25 protein-coding genes and 2 pseudogenes are annotated in these 25001 nt (G+C 38.0%); 7 read left to right on the top strand and 20 right to left on the bottom strand.

The window, feature by feature from the left end:
* Positions 1-64 precede the first annotated feature (64 nt).
* Positions 65-2632, bottom strand: coding sequence for a zinc-ribbon domain-containing protein (locus CD03_RS0107905; RefSeq protein WP_027293182.1), 2568 nt, complete (start codon positions 2630-2632; stop codon positions 65-67).
* A 659-nt stretch (positions 2633-3291) separates the two neighbouring features.
* Here CD03_RS0107905 and CD03_RS0107900 point away from each other — a divergent pair.
* On the top strand, positions 3292-4182 hold the full coding sequence (locus CD03_RS0107900; RefSeq protein WP_027293181.1) for an AraC family transcriptional regulator: 891 nt from the start codon (positions 3292-3294) through the stop codon (positions 4180-4182).
* A gap of 212 nt (positions 4183-4394) precedes the next feature.
* Here CD03_RS0107900 and asnB read toward each other — a convergent pair whose 3' ends face one another.
* The 6 genes and pseudogenes from asnB to CD03_RS32840 form a co-directional block, all read right to left on the bottom strand.
* Entirely contained in the window at positions 4395-5933 is a 1539-nt protein-coding gene (gene asnB, locus CD03_RS0107895) for an asparagine synthase (glutamine-hydrolyzing) (RefSeq protein ID WP_027293180.1), read from the bottom strand.
* 423 nt (positions 5934-6356) lie between these two features.
* Positions 6357-6575: pseudogene (locus CD03_RS37130) on the bottom strand (transposase domain-containing protein); the annotation flags it as partial.
* Positions 6576-7164: 589 nt separating this feature from the next.
* A complete protein-coding gene (locus CD03_RS39885) occupies positions 7165-7584 on the bottom strand; it encodes an IS66 family transposase zinc-finger binding domain-containing protein (RefSeq protein ID WP_027293179.1) in 420 nt (139 codons plus the stop codon).
* A gap of 76 nt (positions 7585-7660) precedes the next feature.
* Positions 7661-8287, bottom strand: a complete 627-nt coding sequence (locus CD03_RS39435; RefSeq protein ID WP_334291640.1) for a tyrosine-type recombinase/integrase — start codon at positions 8285-8287, stop codon at positions 7661-7663.
* Between the two features lie 80 nt (positions 8288-8367).
* The gene (locus CD03_RS39430; RefSeq protein ID WP_334291639.1) at positions 8368-8517 is read right to left on the bottom strand and encodes an Arm DNA-binding domain-containing protein; all 150 of its coding nucleotides are present in this window, start codon (positions 8515-8517) and stop codon (positions 8368-8370) included.
* Positions 8495-8731, bottom strand: coding sequence for an excisionase (locus tag CD03_RS32840; RefSeq protein WP_044289236.1), 237 nt, complete (start codon positions 8729-8731; stop codon positions 8495-8497). The genes CD03_RS39430 and CD03_RS32840 overlap by 23 nt, the downstream gene beginning before the upstream one ends.
* A gap of 187 nt (positions 8732-8918) precedes the next feature.
* Here CD03_RS32840 and CD03_RS0107870 point away from each other — a divergent pair, with 187 nt between their 5' ends.
* The 4 genes from CD03_RS0107870 (at position 8919) to CD03_RS0107850 (ending at position 11920) form a co-directional block, all read left to right on the top strand.
* Positions 8919-9440, top strand: a complete 522-nt coding sequence (locus CD03_RS0107870; RefSeq protein ID WP_027293178.1) for a helix-turn-helix domain-containing protein — start codon at positions 8919-8921, stop codon at positions 9438-9440.
* A 603-nt stretch (positions 9441-10043) separates the two neighbouring features.
* Positions 10044-10877, top strand: a complete 834-nt coding sequence (locus tag CD03_RS0107860; protein WP_027293176.1) for a hypothetical protein — start codon at positions 10044-10046, stop codon at positions 10875-10877.
* Positions 10878-11046: 169 nt separating this feature from the next.
* Complete coding sequence (locus CD03_RS32835; RefSeq protein WP_242849065.1) at positions 11047-11322, top strand: IS66 family insertion sequence element accessory protein TnpB; 276 nt, start codon at positions 11047-11049, stop codon at positions 11320-11322.
* Positions 11323-11491: 169 nt separating this feature from the next.
* Positions 11492-11920, top strand: coding sequence for a hypothetical protein (locus CD03_RS0107850; protein WP_027293175.1), 429 nt, complete (start codon positions 11492-11494; stop codon positions 11918-11920).
* A gap of 77 nt (positions 11921-11997) precedes the next feature.
* Here the strand turns inward: CD03_RS0107850 and CD03_RS0107845 are convergent, their stop codons facing one another.
* The 12 genes and pseudogenes from CD03_RS0107845 to CD03_RS37120 all read right to left on the bottom strand — a co-directional run bounded on the left by CD03_RS0107845 (position 11998) and on the right by CD03_RS37120 (position 23159).
* Positions 11998-12837, bottom strand: coding sequence for a hypothetical protein (locus tag CD03_RS0107845; protein ID WP_027293174.1), 840 nt, complete (start codon positions 12835-12837; stop codon positions 11998-12000).
* 107 nt (positions 12838-12944) lie between these two features.
* Positions 12945-15203: a DEAD/DEAH box helicase gene (locus CD03_RS0107840; RefSeq protein ID WP_027293173.1), complete on the bottom strand. Its 2259-nt coding sequence runs from the start codon at positions 15201-15203 to the stop codon at positions 12945-12947.
* A gap of 15 nt (positions 15204-15218) precedes the next feature.
* Positions 15219-16151 carry a HamA C-terminal domain-containing protein gene (locus tag CD03_RS0107835; protein ID WP_027293172.1) on the bottom strand — a complete coding sequence of 311 codons (933 nt, stop codon included), beginning with the start codon at positions 16149-16151 and terminating at the stop codon, positions 15219-15221.
* Between the two features lie 163 nt (positions 16152-16314).
* A pseudogene (locus CD03_RS32830) lies at positions 16315-16548 on the bottom strand (glutamyl-tRNA amidotransferase); the annotation flags it as partial.
* Positions 16509-16733, bottom strand: a complete 225-nt coding sequence (locus CD03_RS37750; RefSeq protein ID WP_156042826.1) for a hypothetical protein — start codon at positions 16731-16733, stop codon at positions 16509-16511. The gene CD03_RS37750 and the pseudogene CD03_RS32830, both read right to left, overlap by 40 nt.
* 101 nt (positions 16734-16834) lie before the next feature.
* Positions 16835-18457 (bottom strand): IS66 family transposase, encoded by a 1623-nt coding sequence (tnpC, locus tag CD03_RS0107825; RefSeq protein WP_027293171.1) that lies wholly within the window; start codon positions 18455-18457, stop codon positions 16835-16837.
* A gap of 275 nt (positions 18458-18732) precedes the next feature.
* Positions 18733-19089, bottom strand: a complete 357-nt coding sequence (gene tnpB / locus CD03_RS0107820) for an IS66 family insertion sequence element accessory protein TnpB (RefSeq protein WP_027293170.1) — start codon at positions 19087-19089, stop codon at positions 18733-18735.
* Complete coding sequence (locus CD03_RS0107815; protein ID WP_027293169.1) at positions 19082-19462, bottom strand: hypothetical protein; 381 nt, start codon at positions 19460-19462, stop codon at positions 19082-19084. Before CD03_RS0107815 ends, tnpB begins: the two co-directional genes overlap by 8 nt.
* A 342-nt stretch (positions 19463-19804) precedes the next feature.
* Positions 19805-20590, bottom strand: coding sequence for a hypothetical protein (locus CD03_RS0107810; protein ID WP_027293168.1), 786 nt, complete (start codon positions 20588-20590; stop codon positions 19805-19807).
* A gap of 303 nt (positions 20591-20893) precedes the next feature.
* Positions 20894-22132, bottom strand: a complete 1239-nt coding sequence (locus CD03_RS0107805) for a hypothetical protein (protein ID WP_027293167.1) — start codon at positions 22130-22132, stop codon at positions 20894-20896.
* Between the two features lie 215 nt (positions 22133-22347).
* On the bottom strand, positions 22348-22674 hold the full coding sequence (locus CD03_RS37125; protein ID WP_052377727.1) for a hypothetical protein: 327 nt from the start codon (positions 22672-22674) through the stop codon (positions 22348-22350).
* Positions 22675-22820: 146 nt separating this feature from the next.
* The gene (locus CD03_RS37120) at positions 22821-23159 is read right to left on the bottom strand and encodes a hypothetical protein (protein ID WP_052377726.1); all 339 of its coding nucleotides are present in this window, start codon (positions 23157-23159) and stop codon (positions 22821-22823) included.
* A gap of 148 nt (positions 23160-23307) precedes the next feature.
* Between CD03_RS37120 and CD03_RS0107795 the strand changes: the two genes are divergently transcribed.
* On the top strand, positions 23308-23487 hold the full coding sequence (locus tag CD03_RS0107795; RefSeq protein WP_027293166.1) for an Arc family DNA-binding protein: 180 nt from the start codon (positions 23308-23310) through the stop codon (positions 23485-23487).
* 411 nt (positions 23488-23898) lie between these two features.
* Here CD03_RS0107795 and CD03_RS0107785 read toward each other — a convergent pair whose 3' ends face one another.
* Positions 23899-24447, bottom strand: a complete 549-nt coding sequence (locus tag CD03_RS0107785) for a hypothetical protein (RefSeq protein ID WP_027293165.1) — start codon at positions 24445-24447, stop codon at positions 23899-23901.
* Between the two features lie 186 nt (positions 24448-24633).
* Here CD03_RS0107785 and CD03_RS32820 point away from each other — a divergent pair, with 186 nt between their 5' ends.
* Positions 24634-24837: a hypothetical protein gene (locus tag CD03_RS32820; RefSeq protein ID WP_330373689.1), complete on the top strand. Its 204-nt coding sequence runs from the start codon at positions 24634-24636 to the stop codon at positions 24835-24837.
* Positions 24838-25001: the final 164 nt, after the last annotated feature.

Here is a 25001-nt window from a genome sequence, read left to right as displayed (position 1 = left end):
AAAGATGGAACGCAGGCTTTCATTCACACGTCAAAAAGCCTGTCGTTCCCACTGTATTATCTAATTATCTTCTACTCTCTTTTCTGCAATGCGGACACTGTTTTTTATCTCTGGTTCGGCTTATTACACTTGCTTTCCAGCGATGTCCCTCCTCACAAATCCATCCAACAACTTTATGACTCTTATAGAGGACATCATGGGCATTTAATGTTCCGTTTTCCCGATCATCCCATTCTTTTACCAATTCCGGATATAACGAAGCCAGGGAATTTTCCTTACACACACGGTATCCCGCACAATATGGACACCCCCTTTTGCTTTCCACCTCGTGGGCAATCCTTCGCTGCCATTCATGATGGGGATAGTCCGGACACTGCCACCAGACCTTTTCCCCGGATTTAGAAGAAACAATGGAAGGATTCAGATCACCATTTCTATTATAATTCCAGCGCACTGCAACATCCGGATACATTTTAATCAGACTTTCACCATTACGCACGTACCTGCTTCGGCATTTCGGGCATTTACATCCCATAACACGATTATTAATTTCGCATTCCCATTCGTGTCCCTGAGGACAGATCCACCATACCTTTTTATTAGATCTGGGACGTACATCCTGAGGATTTAACTTTCCATTCCTGGTATAATTCCATTCCTTAGCCAGTTCCGGATATTGGATAGCAAAGTTTTCATCCACTGTGGCCAGACGTTTGCTGCAATATGGACAGCCTCTGTCTAACATACTACGGTTAGCCACCCGCGCTTTCCAGCAATGCCCCTTATCACAAATCCACCATGCCTCCACCTTATTCCCGTAAGAAATCTCCCATGGAGAAATATCATTTTTGTCCCAGTCCCATTGCTCCAGCAGATGGGGATATTTTTCAGCCAGACTATTTTCCTTCGTAAATCTTCTGCCACTACAATATGGACATCTGCCGCTCCTAACCATTTCTTTCACTGATCTTTGCCACAAATGGCCCTTTTCACATTTCCAGCTGACATTTATATGAGAATTTACCGCTACATCATCCGGGGTGAGTTTACCATTCTTGGCCTTATCCCACATTTTAGCAATCCCAGGCTTTACTTTGGAAAGCCTGTTTTCATTACTTACCCGATGCCCAGAACAGTACGGACAATTCTGATTGCGATTCGTTCTCTTATTGGGTGTCGCCTTCCATACATGACCATATTCACATTTCCACACATATGGTGATCCTTCACCAAAGCTGACCATCTCCGGTGTAATAGGCCAATTCGCCTCCTTGTGCCACTCCCTGGCAAGTTTCGGATACCTGGATGCCAGGCTGTTCTCTTTTCTCCCATTAACAAGAAGTGTACGAATGTAATGCCTGTCCCGGTTCACATCAATATCCGCATTAATTCCCCCATTCGTATCCAAATGATATTTTACATTAATGTATTCAAAAATTTTAGAAATAACCTCATCCATATATTTATAGGATGCATCCACCTGGCATGTTATTTCTCCGGTTTCCAGGATTTTCTGCTTTTCTTCTTCGGAGCTGTCTTCCTCGTTATTACATTGGCTCTGGCTGGTAAATGTGAACTGCTTTAAGGACTGAGAAGAAGGGTGACCGTTTCTAGTATGGCAATGACTCATATCGTGATTGGTGTTGTGGATGTGGTTGGTGTTCTGGATGTGATTAGCGTTCTGGATGTGATAATCACCTTTTCTTTGCATCATACTTTGTTCGCTGCAATGACTCTTATTTTGAGTCCCGGTCTGATTCTTGCACTCCCTGATTGTCAAAATATCCATCCCGTGCCTACGCAAGTATTCCACTTTCTTTTTATCAAATGCTTCCCGGTTATAAATCTCATGGAACACCCCATTATATTCAATCCCCAATTTAAAATCCGGTATATAGATATCTACTTCAAAACCACTGATCATGGCACGGTTCTGGCAATCGGGAAAAAACTTCTTCATATAATAAAAAACAGCCTGTTCAGGAAAAGATGACTTACTTTGCTTATTACATTCCGGACATCCCTGAGCATTTTTTGTCCTGTTAACAATAACAGCCTGCCATTTATGAGACTGATTAAAACTACATACCCAAAACACCTTTTTCCCGCTGTAAGGATGGACCTCTTTGGGATTCAATTTATTCTTTCCATAATCCCATTCTTTCGCTATTTCCGGAAAAAATGCTTCTAAATTATAGTCCTCACTGACTCTGCTTCCATTACAATAAGGACACCCCTCTAAGCGGTACTGCTCTTTTGGTCCCAAAGACCATGAATGCCCCTTGTCGCATTTCCACCAATATTTTACTTTAGAGCGAGGAAGAACTTCTTCCGGCAATACTTTATTTCTGTCATAATCCCAGAAATCCAGCATTTTAGGATCAGTAATCGCTAAATTATATTCGGATGATGCCCTCCTGCGCGAACAATAAGGACAGTCCGTGTTTTTACATCTGGTCCGCCACGCTGGAGACATAGTCCAGCTATGACCTTTTTCACACTTCCATGCCACAGGTATTTTAGAACTGCTTGGTACCTCACCTGGTGATTGTTTATTTGTATCGTAATCCCATTGACTGATCATTTCTTCTTTGTGGTATTTTATGCAGTAGTCTTTAAAAGATAGCTTCATTTTATCACTCTTCTTTTTTGGTATTATGTTTATGATCGACTGGATCATATCACATTGTTTCGTAATTTACTGTTCCTGGATGGAAATAATATAATTTTTATCTTTATAATTGCTTTTGCTGCTATTTAATTTTACCTTCATAATTGCACTTGCTGCTTTTTATTATTACCTTCATAATTGCTTTTGCTGCTTTTTATTATTGGTTTTTACTATTGCCTTTCACTCTTGCTTTTCATTGTTTTATTTTCATTGCATTTCATACTTACTTTTTATCATTATCTCATAATTATTCTCCGACGTCATCCTTACTACTTGTAATCGTAAAAGCTATTCGATTTATATCATAAAAATAATCGATCTATAATCTTAATGGCGGACTTTCTTTTACTTTTATTAATAGATTATTTTCTGCTCCTTAGACTTCATGTTTTTTACCGCGAAGATTTTGTATAAATATTGCACATATTTATAATTATAGGTTTTCATTATTGCATTACTAAGCTACAATATATATCTATAAAAGCTGTAATCATAACAAGCCTATTTAATCAGCATTTAAAAAATGACTTATTAAATACTACCAAATCTGTGCAAATAAAAACAGGAAAAACGGAACCTATACTGTTATGATAAATCTACAAAGGCAAAAGGAGAACCACATGGAATGGACCGAAAGTATTAAAAAAACAATTTCCTATATAGAAACCCATTTACTGGATCAGGAAAACATACAAAATATTTCAAAAAAGATAGGCATTTCCAATTTCTATTTGCAAAAAGGTTTTAAACTTATGACCGGATATTCTATCTCAGAATATATTAAAAACCGCCGGCTTTACCTGGCTGCACTGGATGTCATCGCCCACAGAGACAAAATCATAGACCTTTCCTATAAGTATGGATACGAAACACCCGAAAGCTTCACAAAAGCCTTTGTCCGTTTTCATGGACTAGCTCCGCGGGAACTGAGAAAGAATCCTGAAAAAATCAAAATCTTTCTGCCTTTGAAAATAAAAATAAGTATTCAGGGAGGCAATAACATGAATTATACGGTTGAGAAAATGAAAAGTTTTAAAGTAATCGGTTTTCAAAATGAAGTTCCCTTTGATACATCTTATCAGGTAATTCCAAAAACCTGGAATAACTTTGCCCAAACATATCTCCTTCCACTTTATTCAAAAGAACAGCCTGAAGGTGATATAGAAGAAACTATCTGCAATTGCTGTATAGGCGAATATGGCATCTGCATTGATGATCTGGGCTCAGAAGAAAATTTCCGATATATTATTGGCGGTCATTATAACGACGGAAAAATCCCGGAAGGCATGATTATATACGAATTTCCAGAAATGTTATGGGCAAAATTTTCCTGCAAAGGACCTCTTCCCGAATCCTTACAATCCATAAACACAAAAATATTCAGTGAATGGCTGCCAGGTAACAGCGAATATGAAATTGCAATGGGGGCAAATATCGAATGGTATAGTAAAGGTGATATGACAGAGTTAGATTATGAAAGTGAGATTTGGATTCCGGTCAAACAAAAATAAGGTTATAGCTTAGTTGAAGATAATTTTATTGAATAATCTTTTAAACTTGCTTTACTTGCTTTCTAAAATCAAGTCTTGACTCAGCTATATGATAGCATTTCGGGGGGATTATATGGGGTTTCAGTTCCATACAACCCCCCCTAATTTCAGGTTAAAGCAAGAAAATACGTCATTTACAGCTTCACGTCACTGCAACTATCTGATTATATCTTCTAACATTTCACAAAATATAATTCATACCATACTAAGAATGTATAAATCGTCCAAATCTTTCTCCAGTTATCGGAGTTTCCTGCGATATAGTCCTCAAATATTTCATTAATTTCCTCTACGTCAAAGAATTTTTCTGCCATCTCGCTGCGGAATTTTTCCCGAACATCCTGATTATATCTATCATCTGCCATCCAAATCCGAATCGGCACAATAAACCCAAGCTTTTTACGAAAGGCAATTTCATCCGGCAGAACTTTTGCAGCAGCTGTACGGAATGCCACTTTATTCTGCTCCTCATTGACTTTATATTTAGAAGGCATCCGTGATGCAATGTCAAATATTCTAGTATCCGTAAGGGGCATTCTGATTTCCAGGCCAGCAGCCGTACTCATATTGTCTACATTAAAATAAATGTCCCCTTCCAGCCAAATCTGAATATCTACAGCCGACATCTTCGTAAGAGGATCCAGACCTTCTGTTTCCTCATAAATTCTCTCAGCAAGTTCAATCGGAAGAACATCCGGATCATACTTTTTCAGAATCCTCCGCTTCTCATCTTCCTTCATGATATTGGTATTTCCCACATAAAACGTCTTCAAATTTTCCCCATAGCGTTCCGCATTACGATACATATTATATCCGCCAAAGAATTCGTCTGCTCCCTCTCCGGAGTAACAAATCTTCGTGTGCTCGGCTGCCGCCTTACATCCAATGGCAAAAACAATAGCAGAAGCATCCCCAAGCGGCTGTTCCATATTATACATAACATAGGGAACTGTTTCAAAATATTCTTCTGGGGTAATCACACGTCTGGAACTCTTACGTCTAAGAATTTCAGCCGTCTGCTGTGCCAATTTTGACTCATCAAACCGTTCTTCTTCATAACCGCAGGAATCCGTCATCTCTACATCGGACATAGCCAGGACGTAAGAAGAATCAACCCCTCCGGATAAAAATGATTCCGCCGACTCATCCGCCGACTTTACCTCAGGCATAATCTTCTGAAGCGTAGTATGAATCTCATCTGCCCATTCCTCAAGAGACTTACTCTCATCCGGATGAAATTCCGGAGACCAGTAACGTTCAATCTTCAGCCTCCCCTTTTCCCAGACCATATAACGTCCGGGCATCAGCTTTTTCAGGCCACGGAAGAACGTATTCTCTCCCGCCACATAGGTAAGGCTCAAATACAACTGCAGCATCTCTTCATTCAATTCTTTCACAAATCCCGGCATTTCCAAAATCTTACGAATAGACGTACCATAGAGAAGTTCTCCATCTCCCGTCTCATAATAATAAAATGGCTTCGTTCCAAACTGATCTCTCAGACAGAAAAGCTGCTCTTTTTCATCATCCCAAAGTGCAAACGCAAACATGCCATGCATGTGGTTTGCCATGTCGCTTCCCCAGGTTTCGTATGCTTTTGTTAAAATTGCATGCTCACGGTTTTCGCGTGATAAAGAAGGGTCAATGTCCAGTTGCTTGCAAAGTGCTTCCCAATTGCGGATATGGCCTCTGTATTCTTTTATTTTTATCATGTATGTATCCCTCTCATATATAGTATCTTTTTCTGGTTTGTCGCTTCCAACCAGGATATTTGTTTGATTTACTTGTTTATTTTAGCATAGTATTGAGGATTCAGCAAGAAAACGTGAGAAATATGGGGGATTTTGTAGAAATGGGTGGATGAGGGGATTGCGCATTTACACCACTTCCTTTATATTTTTATGGGGCCAGACTCTTAATGAGTCCCGCTTGTTTGGGGATACCAATTAAAGTAACTCTCGGGAAGTCTTCTGTATGTACCGGAACTGTGACCTTACCATGTTTGGAAACTTATTCTCATCTTTACCCAGATAAGGAAAAGATGCTTTTCACACGTAAGCGCAAAATAATTCTACGTCCCTCAAAAATAATCTTGCATCTCTTTGCCAGGTTGCAAGAAATGCAAGCGTTTTACTTCATTTTACATTTGCGCAGCTATCTATCACTTCATTACTCCATGGCGCAAGCGACTCCAACTGTTTATCCGTCATGTGAATGCTTGGTCGATGCTCAAGTAAATAGTTTAGATATTTATAGATGTTTAGATCATTCGCTTTTGCCATTTCAACCATCGTATAGACCATGGCACTTGCGGCAGCTCCTTTGGGCGTATCACTGAACAGCCAGTTTTTTCGATTATGTGCCGTTTCAGGTTATGTGCTCCTAAACAATCTATAATGATATCATAGTTTCCTAAAATCATACGAGGAGGAAAACTATGAATCCACAAATCATTCAGAACTTGCTGAATACTTAACGGGTAGAGGGTATTCGGCACAAACTATTCACGCCTACTCAAAAGCGTTGGAACAGGCACCTGACACATGGAATACAAGTGTCCCTCAAGAATTATATGAGCACATAAATGCCAGCCTTCAATTGAAACAAAAATTATTTCTTCCAGGGATATACGGGATTATGTGTGTACAGATTACAAAAATTTAAGAACTTCCAGCATGGGAAGGTATGTAACGTCATTGCGCAACTTTTTCCGCTTCTTGGAATACAAAGCTTACCCTGCCCTTTACCCCTGCTGACTGGGCAAAATCAAAAGTCCCGGTTATTTTATCTGCAGATGAAGAAATGCGACTGCGCAGTCATTATCCTTCCAATCATGAATCGGGCGTCCGCAATAACATAATCATCCGGCTTATGCTTGACCTGGGGCTTTGGTGTGCCGAAGTTTCTGATCTGAGTATTAACGATATCATTGGAATAACGGTACTATCTGCCTCTGCAAGACAAAAAACATGCAGGGCCGAGAACTGCCAATCTCCTGCGAATTTGGTGCACTGCTTGAGTATTATGTTTTAAACTACAGGCCCCAGGTATCCGATAATCATTTGCATTTACGAAAAGTATATGACCCAGACAACAACAGAAGCTGATGCATAGCTGTGGGGGGATCAGCACCCCCGGGACATGTGCTTTCACAAACTGTATATTTGTAGCCAGCGTATTTGAGGTGGAGCATTCCGGACATTTATAGGTTGCCCGATAAATTTTTACAAGTGTTCCTCTGGCAGGGGTAAAGCGGAATTCCTGACAGACGAATTCTTTTCCGATCCGCTCTAATAAAGCATTGCATTTGATGCAAGACTGCTCTGCCTCTGTCAGTTCGATGACTTCCTCTTTTACCAGCACTCCTTTGAAGATTTCTTCACTCCTACTTTTGGATTTACGTATATGCTCATGGACAGTTGTTTCTTCATCCGATATTTCAGTGATCGATGCATCGGCTTCCTACATCAGCCTGCGGATCTTTTTCAGTTTCATGCTCACCGGCGGGGTCATATGAAGCAGTTCCATATAGATGCCCTGGCCCCTTTGGCATAACCATGCAGCCTGTAAGCGGCCAGAACCAGATCAAAATTCTCACGATCCTTCTGTTCCTAAAGCGAACGGACAGACGTTGATAGGATTTTGATATACGGATTGTACACTTTTCAAAGTCCACATCATCAGCCGTAAGTGCAAGTAGTTCTCCAATGCGTATACCTGTCCAGTACAGTATCATAAACGCCATGTAAGATTGATGCTTATTCATCAATGCATCAATGAATTTTGAAAATTCCTCTTGTGTCCAAAAATTCCTATCATCAGCATTGCTTTTTCCCATGCTTACAGCCTTTCTGCACGGATTATTGGGTAGGTCATAATATTTCACTGCATAGTTGAAAAGTGCCGGCACTTGATTGTTAATCGTTTTGAGATAAGTTTGTGCGTAGCCTTGTCCAATAAGTTCATTCTGCCATTTCCTAATATCGGGAGCTTTGATTTCATTCATTTTCAGCTTTCCAAAGTAGGGAAGTACCTTTAGGTCGATAATGTATTTTTTTGTTCTCATGGTATGTTCTTCAACCGTGTTTCCATATCGGCATAGTAAATCTTCAAGAAATCCTCAAACAACATATTGAAATCGGCTTGCTATGTAACAAGAAAGTTCCGTAACCATTCCTCGGCTTCTCTTTTTGTATTAAACCCTCTCTTTGTAGATTTTTTCCGATTGCCCTGCCAATCGGTATACCGATACTGGATAAGCCACTTCCCACTTTTAGGGTCTTTCTCCGCTTTCAATGCTCATTCCCCCTTTACTGCTTAGTTGCGCCCCATAGCCACACCATTTCTCTTCTAAATAGCGGCGGGGGCATTTTCCCGCGACAGTGATATAACCGTTCTTTGCCAGCTCATTGTTCAGATTTCGGATAATCTTGTAAGCCTGTCCCAAGGAAATACCAAGGTTTTCAGATAATTCAGAAGCAGTAATGTAAATTTTGTTCTGTGTATTCATATTTTCTCCTCCTTTCAAATCAGTTTAATTTTAAGCATATTTACTTAAATATTTTTATATTCTACCGTGTAATTTCTTGATTGTCATTTATTTTTATTAAACATATTTGCTTTCATCTAATCAATATGATATATTATTATGCAGTTGTACATATGTTGTCACTATCTTGTCATACGAAGGATTGCTTATGCAAATCGGTGAACGAATTAAAAAAATAAGAGAATTTAGAGATATAACGCAAAAGGATTTAGGGGTTGACTTAGGCTTTCCTGCCAATAATGCGGCTGTGCGTATCGCTCAATATGAAAATGGTTCAAGAATACCAAAAAAGGAGACTGCTCTTGCAATCTCCCAAAAGTTACGGTGTAATTATATAAACTTTTATGATGGTTCTGACTTAGGCGAAGCGGAACGAATTATGATGGATTTCTTTTGGCTTGAAGAGTCCGTAAATGGGTCAATCTATATTTTTCAGTTACAGAAATACAACGACAACAAGGACAACCGTATTGCCCATGGGATGTATAATGACCATCAATATGGCGGTGTCTATCCACCTGTTGCCATAGCACTCAACTATAACATGGTAAATGACTTCATGCGGGAATGGGCAATACGCTTTCAAGAATTAACGGATAAAGCGATTACCGCAGAAGAATACTTTGAATGGAAAATAAACTGGCCGTCCACCTGTGATGACGGTGGATGATTTGAACCGTCATGTCAGTGGAGAAAGCCTTAATACTCTTCTAAAGATAGACTGAAATTTTCCAGAAAGGGGACAAGCAATGATTAAATTCTTATACCGAGTTCTGTTAACTGCCAATTCTATTTTTTTGCTTTTGATGGTGTATTTTGTGAAAGAAAAGATATGGATAAAAAGCATTGGCGTCTATACCGCCATTTTATATGCTTGCATCCCATTATGTTTAGCCTATATTTGCATAAAACTTAGCCATCTTCTGTCAGATGACTGTATCAAAGGTAATATACTTGGAATCGAGTTAGCGAACGATGCTTATCTTCCGAGTTATCTCGGCTACTTTTTTGTTGCATTAAGTATTCCGACAAAAGATAATTTGACACTATTGTTTGTGTTTTTGATACTTTTTCTATTTGTTTTTTGTTCACAAGCCTTATACTACAACCCTTTATTTCTGATTTTAGGATATAAGTTTTACTATGTGACAAATTCAAAAAACATGAAAATATTTATTATCAGTAAGCGTGAAATACGAGTGTGCGACAATATTTCTTTTAACAACTTAAAGAGAATTAATGACTATACCTTTATTGATAAGGAGGATGATTAATGAATTATCTACTCGCTAAAGTAAATGACCGTAAAGAAAAATACCGAAAAGTAATATCAGGTGATACCATCTTTTATAGCTTGCCTACTGACTTGTCAAGTCATCATGAATATACACCCGCATATAAATTGGAAGATGACGAATGGTATTCAGTTAGCGATTTTTCAAAGAAAGAATTCTGCATTGCACTCATAAAAAATGAGTTCGATTCTACACCGTATAAACTTCTTACTAAAGCAGACCCTTGTAATGTTACATATCTCTGTGCTTTTCAAGATGATGCTGTTTATTATTTTCAAAGAGTATTTAAGCATAGCGTTCTTGAAAGGAAAAGAGCCATCATTCTTGGGGATGAAATAGCTGTGAGAGAAACTCCTAAGCAAATTGTTTTATCAGATATTGCAGACGCAATTTATGTTAAAGGTGACGATACGCTCTACTTTCGTAAACTTGAAACAATTGCTCCAATATTTACAGGTATAGAAACCCTTTATAGAGAAGCAACCAAAGACGAAGTGACCGATTTTTTAGGGCAATCATTTATTCATACTGTTGGTGAGTATAGCGTTGAAAAGGTTGGAAAAGCAAACCGCCAACGACTCGCTATGGCAATTGAAACTTTTAACAAATTAAAGCCGAAACAGAAAGCTGTCATTTTTCAATACACGAATGAATATTATCCTCAACTAAAATTTGACGGAAAAGCGTTCACTGTCAGTAACGAAGATGACATGAAATATTTCTTATATGGATTGGAGCAGCGATATTACACTACCCCCGCGACAAATGAAAAGCGCGTTGCAAATTCGGTTAGCAATATTCCCAAAATGTAATCCAAAGCACTTTGTACGTAAACGCCAAATAGTAAGTACCTTTTCAAAATCATCAATATGTGAGATAATAGACATATCACTATAAAGTCAAAAAAGTTTAGTTGCACAGCAAACTCGTTTGAGTGAATGGGCCGAACTGGTCAGAGATTGTCAAAATCGCCAACAGGGCATGAAAATCAATGAATGGTGTCAGCTGCACGACATTACGAAAACGAGTTATTACTGGAGACTCCGAAAAGTTCGTGAAGCTTTTCTGGCAGCTGCTGACAACACACCAGATTTTATGGAAGTTCCTTCTTCTGCAATCCAGTCAGAAAATATAGCACCGAATCATAAAACGGCTGCTATTATCAGAGGTAGAAACCACCTCATATTGGAAATCACAGACCAGGCATCTGCTTCATTTCTTCATACACTTTTGGGAGTGATGATGGATGCTCAATGATGGTACCGGATTCAAAAAAGTATACATAGCCACTGGTTTATCCTTACGATATTTTTATCCTCATCTTTTTATTAGAGTATGGATACTTGGCTTTTATTATAGAAAAATATAAGGATAAAAATTTATATGAGATAATGAAATCACAATAATCCCGAAAGGATGTGATTTCATGAACTACAGCGAAACTGTAAACAAAGTAATGGTGTTGCTGAAAGAAAAGGAGGTGTGTTCCAGCAGCAGGAAGTCACATAGAGATTGCTATGAATCCCTTGCACTTTTTATGAATCAACGAAGTGAGAGGTATTCAGATACGATCCGTGAAAGTTGGATTGCTGATATCAAAAAAGAATTACCACGACAAAGGTGTGCCATATGGGTGCAGTATGTATATCAGTTAGAAGAAATGGCTTCCGCAGGAAACATTTCTGATCGTAGGCTTTATCTAAACAGGTCGAATTATGATAAACTAACAACACTGTGGCGAAAAGACCTTGATATGTACCTTGATGAGTGTAGTAATCTCTATACTGCCAGAAGTGCAGTGGCAGATACAGCGTACCCACGAAAGGGGCATCGCCATGGAAGATATCTATATTGATGCTTCCGGTGACATGCGGTATCAGGCCACCCATAAATCTGTATTCCAAGGACGTCAAAATCGTCCTTTTTTTCTTGCTATAATCCCATCATTTCCCGTACCACGCGATCTGCCATCTTGATTGCGCCCACTAAGACCAGCATGTTAAAAATCAGTTCTCCCACATAAGACCACACCATGGTCACTGCCGATGCATCCGCCTGTACCACAGGTGGGGCTGATTCAAATAAGGAAAAGATAATACATGCCACTACAATAATCGCTCCCTCCAGACAGACCGCCGCATAGCTTTTTAAAAAGCTGATTCCAACACCCTGACTTGGTGTCCCGGCAAAAGTTGCCAGGGGCACCGGTGCAATGGCCGTATACAAATACAGACGGAAAAACCTGCCATAAACAGACATAATCATGATGAAGGATAAGACGGTAATAAAAATGCCACCAATCAAGGTGATCGCCCAAAGTGGAATACTCTCCATAAATCCGCAATTTTCCACTGCCTTTATAATCTCATCCGGCAAGACCGAATCCGCTGCATTTCCAAACCCTGCCGTTCCCATAATCGTTGCTATCACACCTTGCACAATCTGAAATAATGCCATCATCAGTTCCAGACCATAGGTAATCACACCCTTTGCCAGGGCAAACCGGACAAATAGTTTTGCTGCATGCTCCGGCTTTTTGATGTCCGTATAGCTGCCACAGGTCTTTACAACACCCACGACAAAAAATAAGACTAACAGTGCATAGCCGATGGCCTGCAGCACACCATGGATTCCCATGATTGCGTCCCAGATGCCGCCGCCCTTTAACTCTTGTGGGGACTGCGTTAAAAGCTGCCAGATTTCTGCCAATTTCTCATTCCAGGTGTTTAAGGCATTCTGCAGGTTTTGCACCACCCAATTATCTGATTCCATGTCTTTCACCTCCTATTTTAATATTTTTCTATATAAAAAGCCCCAAAGTGGAGGTGTTACCACTTTGGGGCTTGAATCTTTTATTCATTTATGTAAATATTACACTACTACAACACTATCTGTAGTATTTCTTTTTCATACTCAGTCATAGACAATAATATGGTATCCAAATTTCTTCTTATGATGCTTAGAATTTTATCTTCATCTGATGCCTCTAAGTTTACATGGTGTCTAACCAACAACCCCTGTATTTTTTCAATGGTAGGCGTTGGCACACCATATTCAAATAACACCCGCAAAGATGCATGAACAAAATTATTTTCAATCATTTCCGCTACATATGAATAATCACCAGCATTAATTCCTAATTTAGCACATGCATATTTTTGCAAGGAATCAACTATATTGATCCATTTAGGTGCTCTATATTGAAACCAGTTCTTTTGAATAGCAAAAACGTGTTCTATGACCCCATCAATAATTGTCTGAACTTCTTTTGGATACATTTCTTGTAGTTGGCTAACCGTAGTTGATTTAATATTTCTTTGTTCTATAAATTTTTTACATCTATACTCTATATCTTTTTCTATACTTTCTGAGATAGATGTCTGATAACAACAACTAACTATTTTGTTTATTATCTGCCCTTGAGCACCATATGTACGCTTTTCCTCTGCTGAAGGTAAATTTTCCCAACAGAGTTTAATTATGTATTGCATTCTCTTATATAATTGTGAATCAATTGTATTCCAAACAATTAAATTCCTTTTCTCATAATCCTGTAAATCTTCTTCGATCACTTTCAAAATATTTTTTTGTCCTTGTATCGACACTCCATTCCTAATCAGTATTTCTTGAAGTTCTAAATCCATTGAATGAAATTTTTCGTATTTTTCAGTATTATCTGCTATATCCTTTACATCAGCTTCTGGCAAATTCACTAACACCTCTTCATCAATAGGATTCTGATCATAAAATGGTAAATCTATAGATATCTTTACTTCTTCCGGTGGCTTTTTCAAGTTAATAACTCGTCCAACATAATGTTCCATGAGCCGTCCCGCACGCCCACGAATATTAGCATAATCAAAATAATCTACCGGTCTTGTCCCAATTTTATTGTCATAATATATTACATTTTTGGCGCTTGTATTTACTCCTTCTATAATCGTATTTGTACAAAACAAATACTCAATATTGCCAGAGTTAAAATATCTAATGGTTGATGATACAATATGCTTGGGCATGGCTCCATCATGTATCCCGATTCCATATTCCAAACAATTTTTTAATGACCAATTATACGAGATATTCTCTTCTATCCACTTCCCCAATGGTAAATCTAGTTGTGTCTCAATTCCCTTTTGATTTAAATGTGCATAGTATGCAAATGCCAATTTTCTAGCTGTAGAAGGTGATGAGCAAAAAACCAATGTTTGTCCTTCAACCGAATCAAGCATCTCAAATATACAATTTTCTTCGACCTTCCCCCCTCTTTTGGTTGACACATTCTCATACTGATTATCTACTTCTGTCGCAACCATCGAATAATTAGTCTTAACAAAAGTTGCATTGTACTTCTCTGCAAATCCTAACGAGATGGAGTCTATATTAGGTCCCAAAAAATAGAATTGGCAGGTAGGATTATTTTTTATTATTTTTATAAATGCATTATTTAATATATTACTTCTATTGTCTTTTCTCTGATTGCTAAGTTTATAGAATTCATCTAGAATAAATAACGAAATCGGGGGCAAATTTTGATATTCCAATACTCTCTCTGCTGTCAATAAAAAGATATTTCCTTTGCCTTCTGCTTTTTCTTGTGTAGTTCTTACTATGATTTTATAATTGTTGCTGTATTTTTTTAATTTATTGCGCGTTTCATCTAATAACGCTAGCGTAGGTTGAATAATAATAATGTTTTCAAATTTATTACTTGCAATAATTTCTTCAATTAATAAACTTTTTCCAAAACTAGTTGGAGCGCTTACTACTAAGCTTTTCCCACTATGTATTAAATCTACAATCTTTTTTTGTTCTGAATGGAATACTTTGTCCTCTAAATAATTAGATTGGTGAAAACCTTTTCTGACCATACAATCGAATTCATTAATATTCATTCCTATTTTTTCAAGATAGGGATAAAATCCAGCCGATTCTATTAATTCTAAAAATACACCTTTGCTTTCTTGTGCTGTATTATCCCAATTATCCAAAACTAGTATCAAAAGGTCTCTACCTTTTTGAATTTCCACTTCATTTTCACTACTGAAGCTCTGACTAATTTCTTTTATAATGCAGAAACACTCTGACTTATCTATTGTTTTGTGCATTTTTAGTTTATCTACTATTATTTGGTTCATAAGCCTCTTATTCCTTTACATAGATTGCATATGCCATAAACGTTCATGCATTTTTTTAATGAATTCTTTTTTATCCCTAATTGGAAACAAAATAAGAATAATATTTAACTGTTTCTTAAGTGAATGATCATTCTTTTCATCAAAATAGGCTTTTAACTCTTTTACATCCATTTCGTGATAGCTAATTGCTTCTGTTGTATTCATATCATCAAATAACTTATAAATATCATGTGGATAGGTACATAATAACGGGATATTTATCATTCGGATTTTCTCACCTAATTTGTTACATGAATTGAGTTGTTTTATCCATTTGTCCCGCTCAGGAATGGAATTATTAAATAAATTTTTTTTAATAATAACAAACTGCTCATTTAAATAATCTGTTTTAATGTGATCTTTAATATCCTGAATTAATTTAACAACTCCCTCTTTGCCCGTCTTGTATAATTTACTTTCTCCCAACCATAATATATTTTCATCTTTAGATATGTGTACTGCATCAAATCCATGTGCTGGAACATCATATGAATCACTAAAATAGACTTTAGAGACTAACGGAACCGTTCCTTTAAATTCTCGTAATATCAAATGTAATAAAAGCTCACCAAACTCACCACGATTTATAAATTTTGACTCTTTTATTTCATCCGCTGCTTGAAGATCATTATTCAAGTATACTCTCCTCATAAGATCATATTCCTTTACTTTATATATACTTCTTGCTGCTTCTCTAAGTTTATCTACCGCATTCATTTGATTTATACTATCATTTTCATACTCTGCAAAAACATATTCTGGAATAACCGAAATAATTGCTTCTGTTAAATCGTTGAGCCGATATAATGGCTGTCCGTTATCATCAATATCCACGTCTACCACAAAAGAATTTACATCTTCTTCCTGCACTCTCACCAATATTACATTTTTTTTATCAAATATCCTCATACTTCATCTTCTCTCTCTCAGTGTCTCAAGTCCAATGACGTTATTTCGTGTACTGTTTATTCTATATTTTAAATAGATTATACCACAATTAATGGTATTTTCTACCTTTATTCATGTATTATCATAGGCAAGTCGCTTTTGCTAATACGACTTGCCCTATCTTCTATCCTGCAATCAGTGTCAAAATCTCTTTTGCAAATGTTATGATGATTCCGCCCGCCAATGTCAAAAATCCGTTTGCTCTCTGACTTGGGTCGTGGGATTTTAGTGACAAGCCAACCTGCACAATCCCAAATCCGAGCAAGATCATCCCAATTGCACGAATCAAACTGAATATAAATGTGGAGAGATTATTCACTACTGCCAAGGGGTCTCCCGCTGCAAGTACTGGTGTTCCCATACAAAGCAGGACACCACCACCATATAAATGGCAAAATTCCTGCGCATCCGCTCTGCCTGTTTTTCATAAAGTACCTCCAATTCTTCTTCGCTGTACAAGATATATTCTTCTTCATTTACTGCATCCGTTTCACTGACTTCCATGAATCCCTGCAATGATTCTGCAAACTGAATCGTTGCCACCGCTAATGTAACTTTGCCATGCTCATAAATTTCACCTTTCCCGTCTGCGGATAATTCGTAAACGTCAAATCATCCGCCTGCCCAAATAAATACGCCGCTTTTTAGCGGCGTGGTTTATGACTCTTGGCGGGAAGATTTTCTGCCCAGGGCAGCAGCGATTCCAACTCTGTGGTCTTAATATTTCCTCCCCCATCAATGAGCTTTGGAAGTTCCTCCAGAAGATATTTCAAATAGTAGTAGGGATTCAGCTCATTTAGTTTTGCAGTTTCCGCAATACTGTACATTACCGCACTGGCCTGGGCTCCTTTAATCGAATTAATAAGCACCCAGTTCTTCTTACCAACACAAAAGGTACGGATGCTACGCTCAGAGGCTGAATTATCAATCGGTACATCTCCATTTGTCAGAAATACCCTCAGATATTTTTCCTGATTTACACTATATTTTAAACCAGCGGCCGTCTTTCCTTTGGGAAGACAGGCAGTATCATTTAAGCGTTCTTTTACCCATGTGAAATATTCCTCCACCAATGGCTTGATCGAGGTCTGCCGTTCCTTAATCCGCTCATCTGCTGATAAATCTTTTAGCGTACCTTCCAGTTTGTAGATGGTACTGACCCTTGCCAGAGCCTGGTATGCAATTGCGTTTTTAACCGCTTTCACGTTGTCCTTTCCGAATGCTTTTAATGCATCCGCATAATCCCGGCGGGCATGTGCCCAGCAGTTGGCATTGGTGACTCCTTCCAGCTCCCTGTCAAGCTTATGATACTGTTCCAGCCCATCCGTTACCAGAATCCCTTTATAATCTTTATAGAATTCTTTCGGATGCATACTGTTACGGGTCTTTTGATATTCATACAGTACGATCGGCTGCTTCCGATACATCTCCCCGCTGCGGTGAACCCACATGTAGCTTTTACTTCCGGCATTACGTCCGTCATGAATAACTTCTACAGGTGTCTCGTCTGCCTGATTGACCGGACACGCTAAAAGCTTTCTGTGCAGATGGTCATACAGGAAACTCAGGTAACGCTGGGCGCATTTGATCACCCAGTCTGCCAAAGTCTGTCTTGAAATCGATACTCCATTACGGTTAAACTCCTGTTCAATCCGGTAAAGAGGAAGTGAGTTCACATACTTGGCATTTATGATAGCGGCACCCAGCGAAGGTGTGAGGATGCTATTGCGAAGAAGATCTTTCGGACGGTCTGCACGTAAAAACTCATCCTGATGCTCTCCTCCAGTACCAACGTAGACATGCACTTTATGCTTCTCCACCGTCCATGAGGCGGGTTCATAACGAAGACGCTTGTATTCTTCTGCCGGCATTTCACGCCAGCAGCCTTTACCGAATACACCATCCAGTTTATCCTCAGGGACATTATGGTCATAGGGTTCTTTGGGAAAATCCTTCCGATCAGCATCACGTTTCCCTTTTTGTTTTTTGCTGCGCGGCTTCCTGGGCAGTACATCCTCCAAATCCACTTCTTCTGCACCTTCGCTGAGATATTCTGCTTCATTAAAAAAGGATAACTGCTCATCCATGGTATCCAGTTTCTCCGTGCTGCGGCCAAACCGCTGCCCGTTTGCGATACGTATCTGCTCGATCAGGTTTTCAAGATCTTCATTCATCTTGGTCATCTGTTCCTGCATCGAAACAATCATTAGCATCAGCTCCTGCTTACTGCAGTTATTTAGTTCCTCAATCGTATACTTTTTACTCATGTATGCGCGCTCCTATTCTATCTCCAGTATACTGCAAAAGCCTCAAAAAAGCCAATTCAGAGGAGTTTTCACTTCGTCATTCTGCCCTGGGGATGGGAGCGTTTAAAAGAACCGTGGCGGGCAGGTAAAATCACATCGTCAATGTGGGAATTTCATTCACCTAAACAACGGCTGCCCCGCCTCTGAGCCCCTAAAGTACCTTGTATTCGCTGGCAGAAGCGCCTCTATCACAGCAAAAAAGAGAGAAAAAAGTTCTCTCTTTTGCACAATACTTTTTAACAGACCTTATTTGGCTGAACGTCTTTGATTTTCGGCTCTATTGGATTTAAACCGAGCATCAGGAGCCGGAATTGTTCTTCCGTCAGTTCAGCTGCCTCCTCCTGTGTTCTTGGCCAGGAAAGGGAGCCATCCTCAAATCGTTTATAAAGAAGTAAAAAACCAATTCTCATCCATAACAACCCCTTTATTCGGTCAGAACGTCCACCACTGAACAGGAAGAGCGTTCCTTTCACAAATGGATTCCGGTCATAACGGTCACCGACAATCTGTGCCAGCCCATCAATCCCTTTTCGTAAATCCACGAATCCACATGCAAGCACCACCCGCCGGATACCGGCGGCATCTTCAAGCATCCCCGACCTCACGAAGAATCCTGGTGAGAAGATGGTCTGATATCGTATTAGCCAATGCCACAGTTGCTTTCGTCGTCTTTATAACTGCTGCAGCCTGAAAGTTAAAAGATAATTCTTCCGTATTTAGAGCGTATGCCGGCATTTCTGTAAATGTGATGCTGCTGTTATGCTGAACTGCCGGAACAGATGTCGGGTTATCTAACTGTCCATATGCTTCCCGGCGGATTTTTCGCAGCCAATAGTAGTAAGATTTTTCACTGACCTGATTATCAGCCATCCATTGTTTAGCTGTCTGTCCTTCTTCACGGTTCTGACATTGCTCAATAATTTGTTTCCACCTGGTGAGACGAATTTCATGCGTACTATTATCCATTATGGTAGCCTCCTTGAAAAAACTATTAGTTTTATGAGTTTTTTCAATTTTGCCACAAACTTCCGGAGAATACTAGGCGAGCTATTTGACGTTTACGGTCTAAACCCACTATTCACGGGAATAGTAGAGCCATTATAGAGCCAACAGGCAAAAGAAAACCCCGGAAACGCCCATTCTATGGGCATTCCCGAGGCCATATCCGCTACTCAAACTCAGCATGTTCTTGCCAGGAATTAAACATATTTATTTAATTCTCATATCAAAACCGCCTTATTTTTTTCTCTATTGCATATGTTATTCTATCTTACTGATTTTCTGTTGCCAAAGTGTTGCCATTGTCTTTTAACGCATATGTAAAGCATTTACGATTTTTTCTTTATCAATGTATCCATCTTTATCTATATACCCTAATTTTCTCAATCTACTCTGGGTAGCCTTTGTAAACCTTTCCGTCTCTTCTCCATTCAAAAGACTAATCAAAATCCGTTCATTTGGTTCCCATCTATCTTCTAACCCAACCGAATCCATTATCTGACGCAATTGAGCCGCTTCTTTTCTAGCTCTAAACTGCTCTCTTTTTAGGATTTCAATCTGCTGTTCATTTTCTTCTAGTTGCCTTCTATACTTTTTCTTTTCTTCTTCATCTAGATTTGCTTTATCCATTAGTTCATTAATTATTTTATCTTTATCGTCTTTCTGCTCTTGAATTTCTTCAGATTTTTCTGAACTAATATTATCTAGGTGGGATACTTTATCATTTAAACTATTAAGTTTCTCTCCGAATCGTTCCTCGATTTTCCCTAAGGTAACAGATATATCTTTCATAAATTTGTATGAACTATCATAAAATCTATTACTTGTTTCATCTGCTTTAAAGTAGAAAAAAATAGAAATAAAGATAGAAAAAAAGGCAAGCATTGTAGCCAAAATGCTTTCAATTGTAAAGTTATTTCTATAGATACAAATGCACATTAGTCCAACGAACATTATAACACATATACTTAACGCAATATATATGGTCTTTTTCAAAAAAGATGGCCCTTCTTTCAACAATATCATTTTATCTAGAATTTCATTCAAATTCATTTCATTTTCTTGATTCTGTTTTTCTTGCAGTTCCTTTTTCATCTTTATCTCCCCTTTATCTTGCCGTACCTATATTTTTCTAAATCAATGGCAACAAAAATTACTCAATAAAATCACTATACAAAACATCGCAGACAACCATATAGACCACCTGCCATAAAAAATAATCTGTGATAAATATTTTCTTATTCAAACTCGGCGTGTCCTTCGCTCATCTTAACTACTTTTATTTAAGTCCGATGCGAATTTAAGCCGTTTTTTACTTCAATTACATCAATTATTTTGACTTACTGATTTTCTGTTGCCACTATGTTGCCACTATTTATAAATGCTTATGTACATGTGTTAGTAAAATACAATGTCCTTTCCATCATTTAAATAATCTGGAAGCTCCACATCTTTTGTAAGGGGATGTCCGCTAAGTAAAATTCTTATTGCCCTAATGGAACGATATATATCTACCATCAATTCTTTCTGCTTTTCATATACATCTACATTGTAACTATTATTAGTTAATTCATGTGCAGGAACCTGTCTAATCTTTCTTACCTGTTTGATCGGTTTAATTATAACTTCATCTACGTCAAAATTAGCTTGAACATTTTGTAGAAGCCACTCTTTGAACATTACAATACTCCCCTTATCCTTCCCTTCCTCATCTTTTCGTTCAATTCCTCTTATAAGTACAGAATCTTTTTGAAAGGCTTTGATAGAAATATTGTGTACTACCAATTTTTCAAGCACTAATACAAAATCATAATAATTTTTCATTGTTGGCAATAGTATATTTCTATATCCCTCTGGCATATCTGTATAAAATGTTCCATATGTATGTGAAAATAATTTAGGAATACTCATTGCTTCACAAAGATTATTAATCACTTTCATTTCCTCTAAAAGAGCATGAAACATCCAGTATTGGGTGACCCATTCTCCCATAATCAAATTTTTAATAAACCCCTCACTGACTTTACAATTATTTTGATTTTCTAACTCAAAACCTTTCCAAAGCATCTGAATCTTAGGTGATAATTTAGCCAAATCTATTACAAAGACTCCTATTGCCCTATTTAGTTTTTCCCCCTCTATATATGCCATACCATAATCCTTAATATATTCGTTTGAAGAACCTTCTTCATAAAATTCATCTTTAATACATATAGTACCTCTATACCCATTATCCATAACTAAAAACTTAGGATTATTAATATATCTTTCTAATATTTCTATATCAAAAAAAATCACTTCAAACTGTTCCTTGCCTCTTTGTAAAAGAACGGTATATGGTTTCTGATAATCAATCTGGATTCCTTCTAATGCCATATCTGTTGGATAAAAACATGTATGTCCATCAGTATTCCTTGCATTTACTATTTGATGTTCCTTAGATAATTCTAAATCAAATCCTTTGATATGAGGATTCAACACATCAACTTCGGAAATTGCTTGTACAAATCCATCTTTGATTAATTCTATCATCTCATTTACTTCATAATTTTCTATTTCGTAAATAGGTAAACCATTAAAACTACTTGAATTCAAATAGTGACTAATAACTTCATCCAGTAATTTGCTATCCTTCATGGCACTTCCTCACATTTATTTATACAAAGATATTTTTTATTATATCACGCCCCTAACTAAAAATACAGATAAATTGTGTATAACCGTTTTAACCCGAAAAGCTAAACCCCAAATTTAACGATAGGAACATTAGTTCATTCTCTAATAATTTATAGCCTTTTTTGCCTTATAGAGGATACTTAGGACAGCCCAAAAATAATCTTTTCTTTTATATACTATTCTTCCGTATACTTGATCCTAATTTCATAGTTTCCATAGCTGCCATATACAATCTCCAAAGCATAACGTCCTATTTTCACCGTTCCCTCACTGAGAGGATAGAACAATTTATTATCCGCATCAAAAATAACAAACTCTTCAAGCAACTTATTCTGAACCGTGTTAAGAATTTTTTCAATACACTCATCGCAAAACACCTTTTTCATTCTTTGCACGCTCACAATACCTCTTTCACGCTGAACCACAGCACTTCCTTCACTCTGCCCCGGGCTTTTTGTAATACGAATACTGGTCTGGCTAATCTCATCATATCCAAAATTCATTCTTGTTCCGCCATCATCACTATCCGAATCAAACCATTTTCAAACAAATCCAAAGAATACAATCCCCCATTATTAGTACAAATAAGGTAAGCCTGTGCCGGATAACTCTCCATGCAGGTAATGCAGTCTTTAGAAGTATTGGGAATCTATTGAGCAGCTTTTTTAATATCCTGTCCATACTCGCCAAGTATCAGATCCCGTCTGATGATTTTGGCAATCTCATTATACTCATCTTCTGTTGCAGATGCCATGTAGGCACCTATGGTATTCAAAACCTCTTTACCTTTTTCATTCTGCCGGCTCACACGTAAATTACTTGTTGCAATCACAAAACAGCAGAGGCTTACCGTAGCCATACACATAATAAATGCTCCGTGCCATATGGAGCGTTTATCTGATTGGCTTAAATGCTTCATCGAATTGTCAAATTCATCCTCTCTCCAATATTCCAACCATGCACGTTTGATTCTACTCCACAGCCTCATACTCCACACCTCATACCTTTTCTATGCATTTTAATGTTAATTAACCACCTTTAAAATATAAAGTGCATCACCTAGCTGTCAAGTGACTGTATATATTTCATATAAGATGATTTACCATAAAGCCATACTAAAGATGGAGGATAGAAATATGGCTACAGATAAACGTGTATTCACCTTACGTTTAACAGATGAAGTTTTTGATAAAATCGGCATATTAGCATCAGATAATCACCGCTCTATGACCAATTATATTGAATATGTGCTTATGCAACATTTGGAGAAAATGGAGATGGAACATGGGGTAATTGAAATCAATCAGGCAGAATAGACATATTATTTTACTGTTTTAAGCCATCTTACATGTACAAAGTGCCATCACTAGACAGTCTTATGAACGTATAAAACCCTGACTAGTTGGGTTACCATATATTCATACTCGAAATGGTGGAAAAATTATGGCAACCAATAAGCGTGTATTTACCTTGCGTGAATACGTCCTAATGCAAAATTTAGAACAAATAGAAAGAGAACATGGGATAATCAAGATTGAAGAATCCGAATAGCCAACTTATTCTCGGGCTGTTTGAATGCTTAACATTCTCTTTCTATACAATAACGGGTGCGCCAAAAGTCGCACCCGTTACCCATATTAGCAATATACAATCTCAGCCAGTATAACCTCTTCTGCTGCACTTCTAATATTGTTCTTATCATATAAGTGCTTTTTCATATCATTTTCCTACCTTTCCATTCCTCTGCTTTTTGGCTTTTTCTTTGGCTGCCCAAACATTGGTACTGCCGCATCTTGCTTCGCCTTTTCAAGACGTTCTCTTATACTTTTTTCTTTTTCCAATTGCTCCACCTGCTTTTGTTCCGCTTCTTGCCATTCCCGGACTTCATCTTGCCTGACAGCGGCAAAAACCTTACCTTCTCCTAACACACGCACCACCCGCTCAAACATGGTAGAGAACTGTTTTAGGCTGCTATTTTCTTTAACGAGACTGTCATACCCTGAAATTAGCAGATTGTTCTTTGCCTTTAGCTCCCTGTTTCCTGCTCTAACCCGCTTTAATTCCTGCATGATTTCCGCTAGTCTTGCTGCTAATGCCGCTATCGTATTCTTCATCTTTATAAATAATGGCTTTGCTTTGTTTTCCCGGTAATTGACAGCCCGTTCCAATGCCTTTGCCGGGGGAAGTATCTCTTCCACCTTCCCCCGGAATTTCCTTAATTCCCTGTCAACACTCTCCATCACAGGCTTAAGTATTTCCAATTCCCGTTCATACATGTGGGTCTGCTTTAGAGCCAGTTCTGCCCTGCTTCTTGCTTATTCTGCGGCTTTTTCTGCCTTTTCCCTATTCTCCTCCAACGATTCTACGCTTGCCATGTTCTCTGTAATTTTCTCTACTAATCCGGCACTTTATTCGAACCGTGCCTCCGTCTGGACAAATCGGTCTTTTCAACCTATACAACTATGTTTGATATGTTCCGTGCATGGCAGCAAGAAGCCGCCAACCTGGAACAGGGCAACATCACAAAAGAAGAATATGACCAGTGGCGTTACAACTACCCCAAACTAGATACCTCAAAGCATTGGGTGCATCTTCCTTCTCAAGAGCTAAGTGATATGCTCGCAGAAGAATTGGAAAAGGAAAGCAAAAGGAAAAAGAAAAAATAGACACAAAAAACCTTACCGAAATTCAGTTATATATCTGAAAATCAGTAAGGTTTTTCTATGTTATTGAAGTATTTTATTCAATCGGTGATAACATAAATGTTGCCAAATCGTTGCCACGTACTAAACAAATTAGTTTGGAATCCGCATAAACACTGGGTTTGTAA

The organism is Robinsoniella sp. KNHs210, from assembly GCF_000686105.1.
Taxonomy (GTDB): domain Bacteria; phylum Bacillota; class Clostridia; order Lachnospirales; family Lachnospiraceae; genus Robinsoniella; species Robinsoniella peoriensis.
Note: the sequence above shows the minus strand (reverse complement) of the source record. Positions and strands in the feature narration are given on the sequence as shown.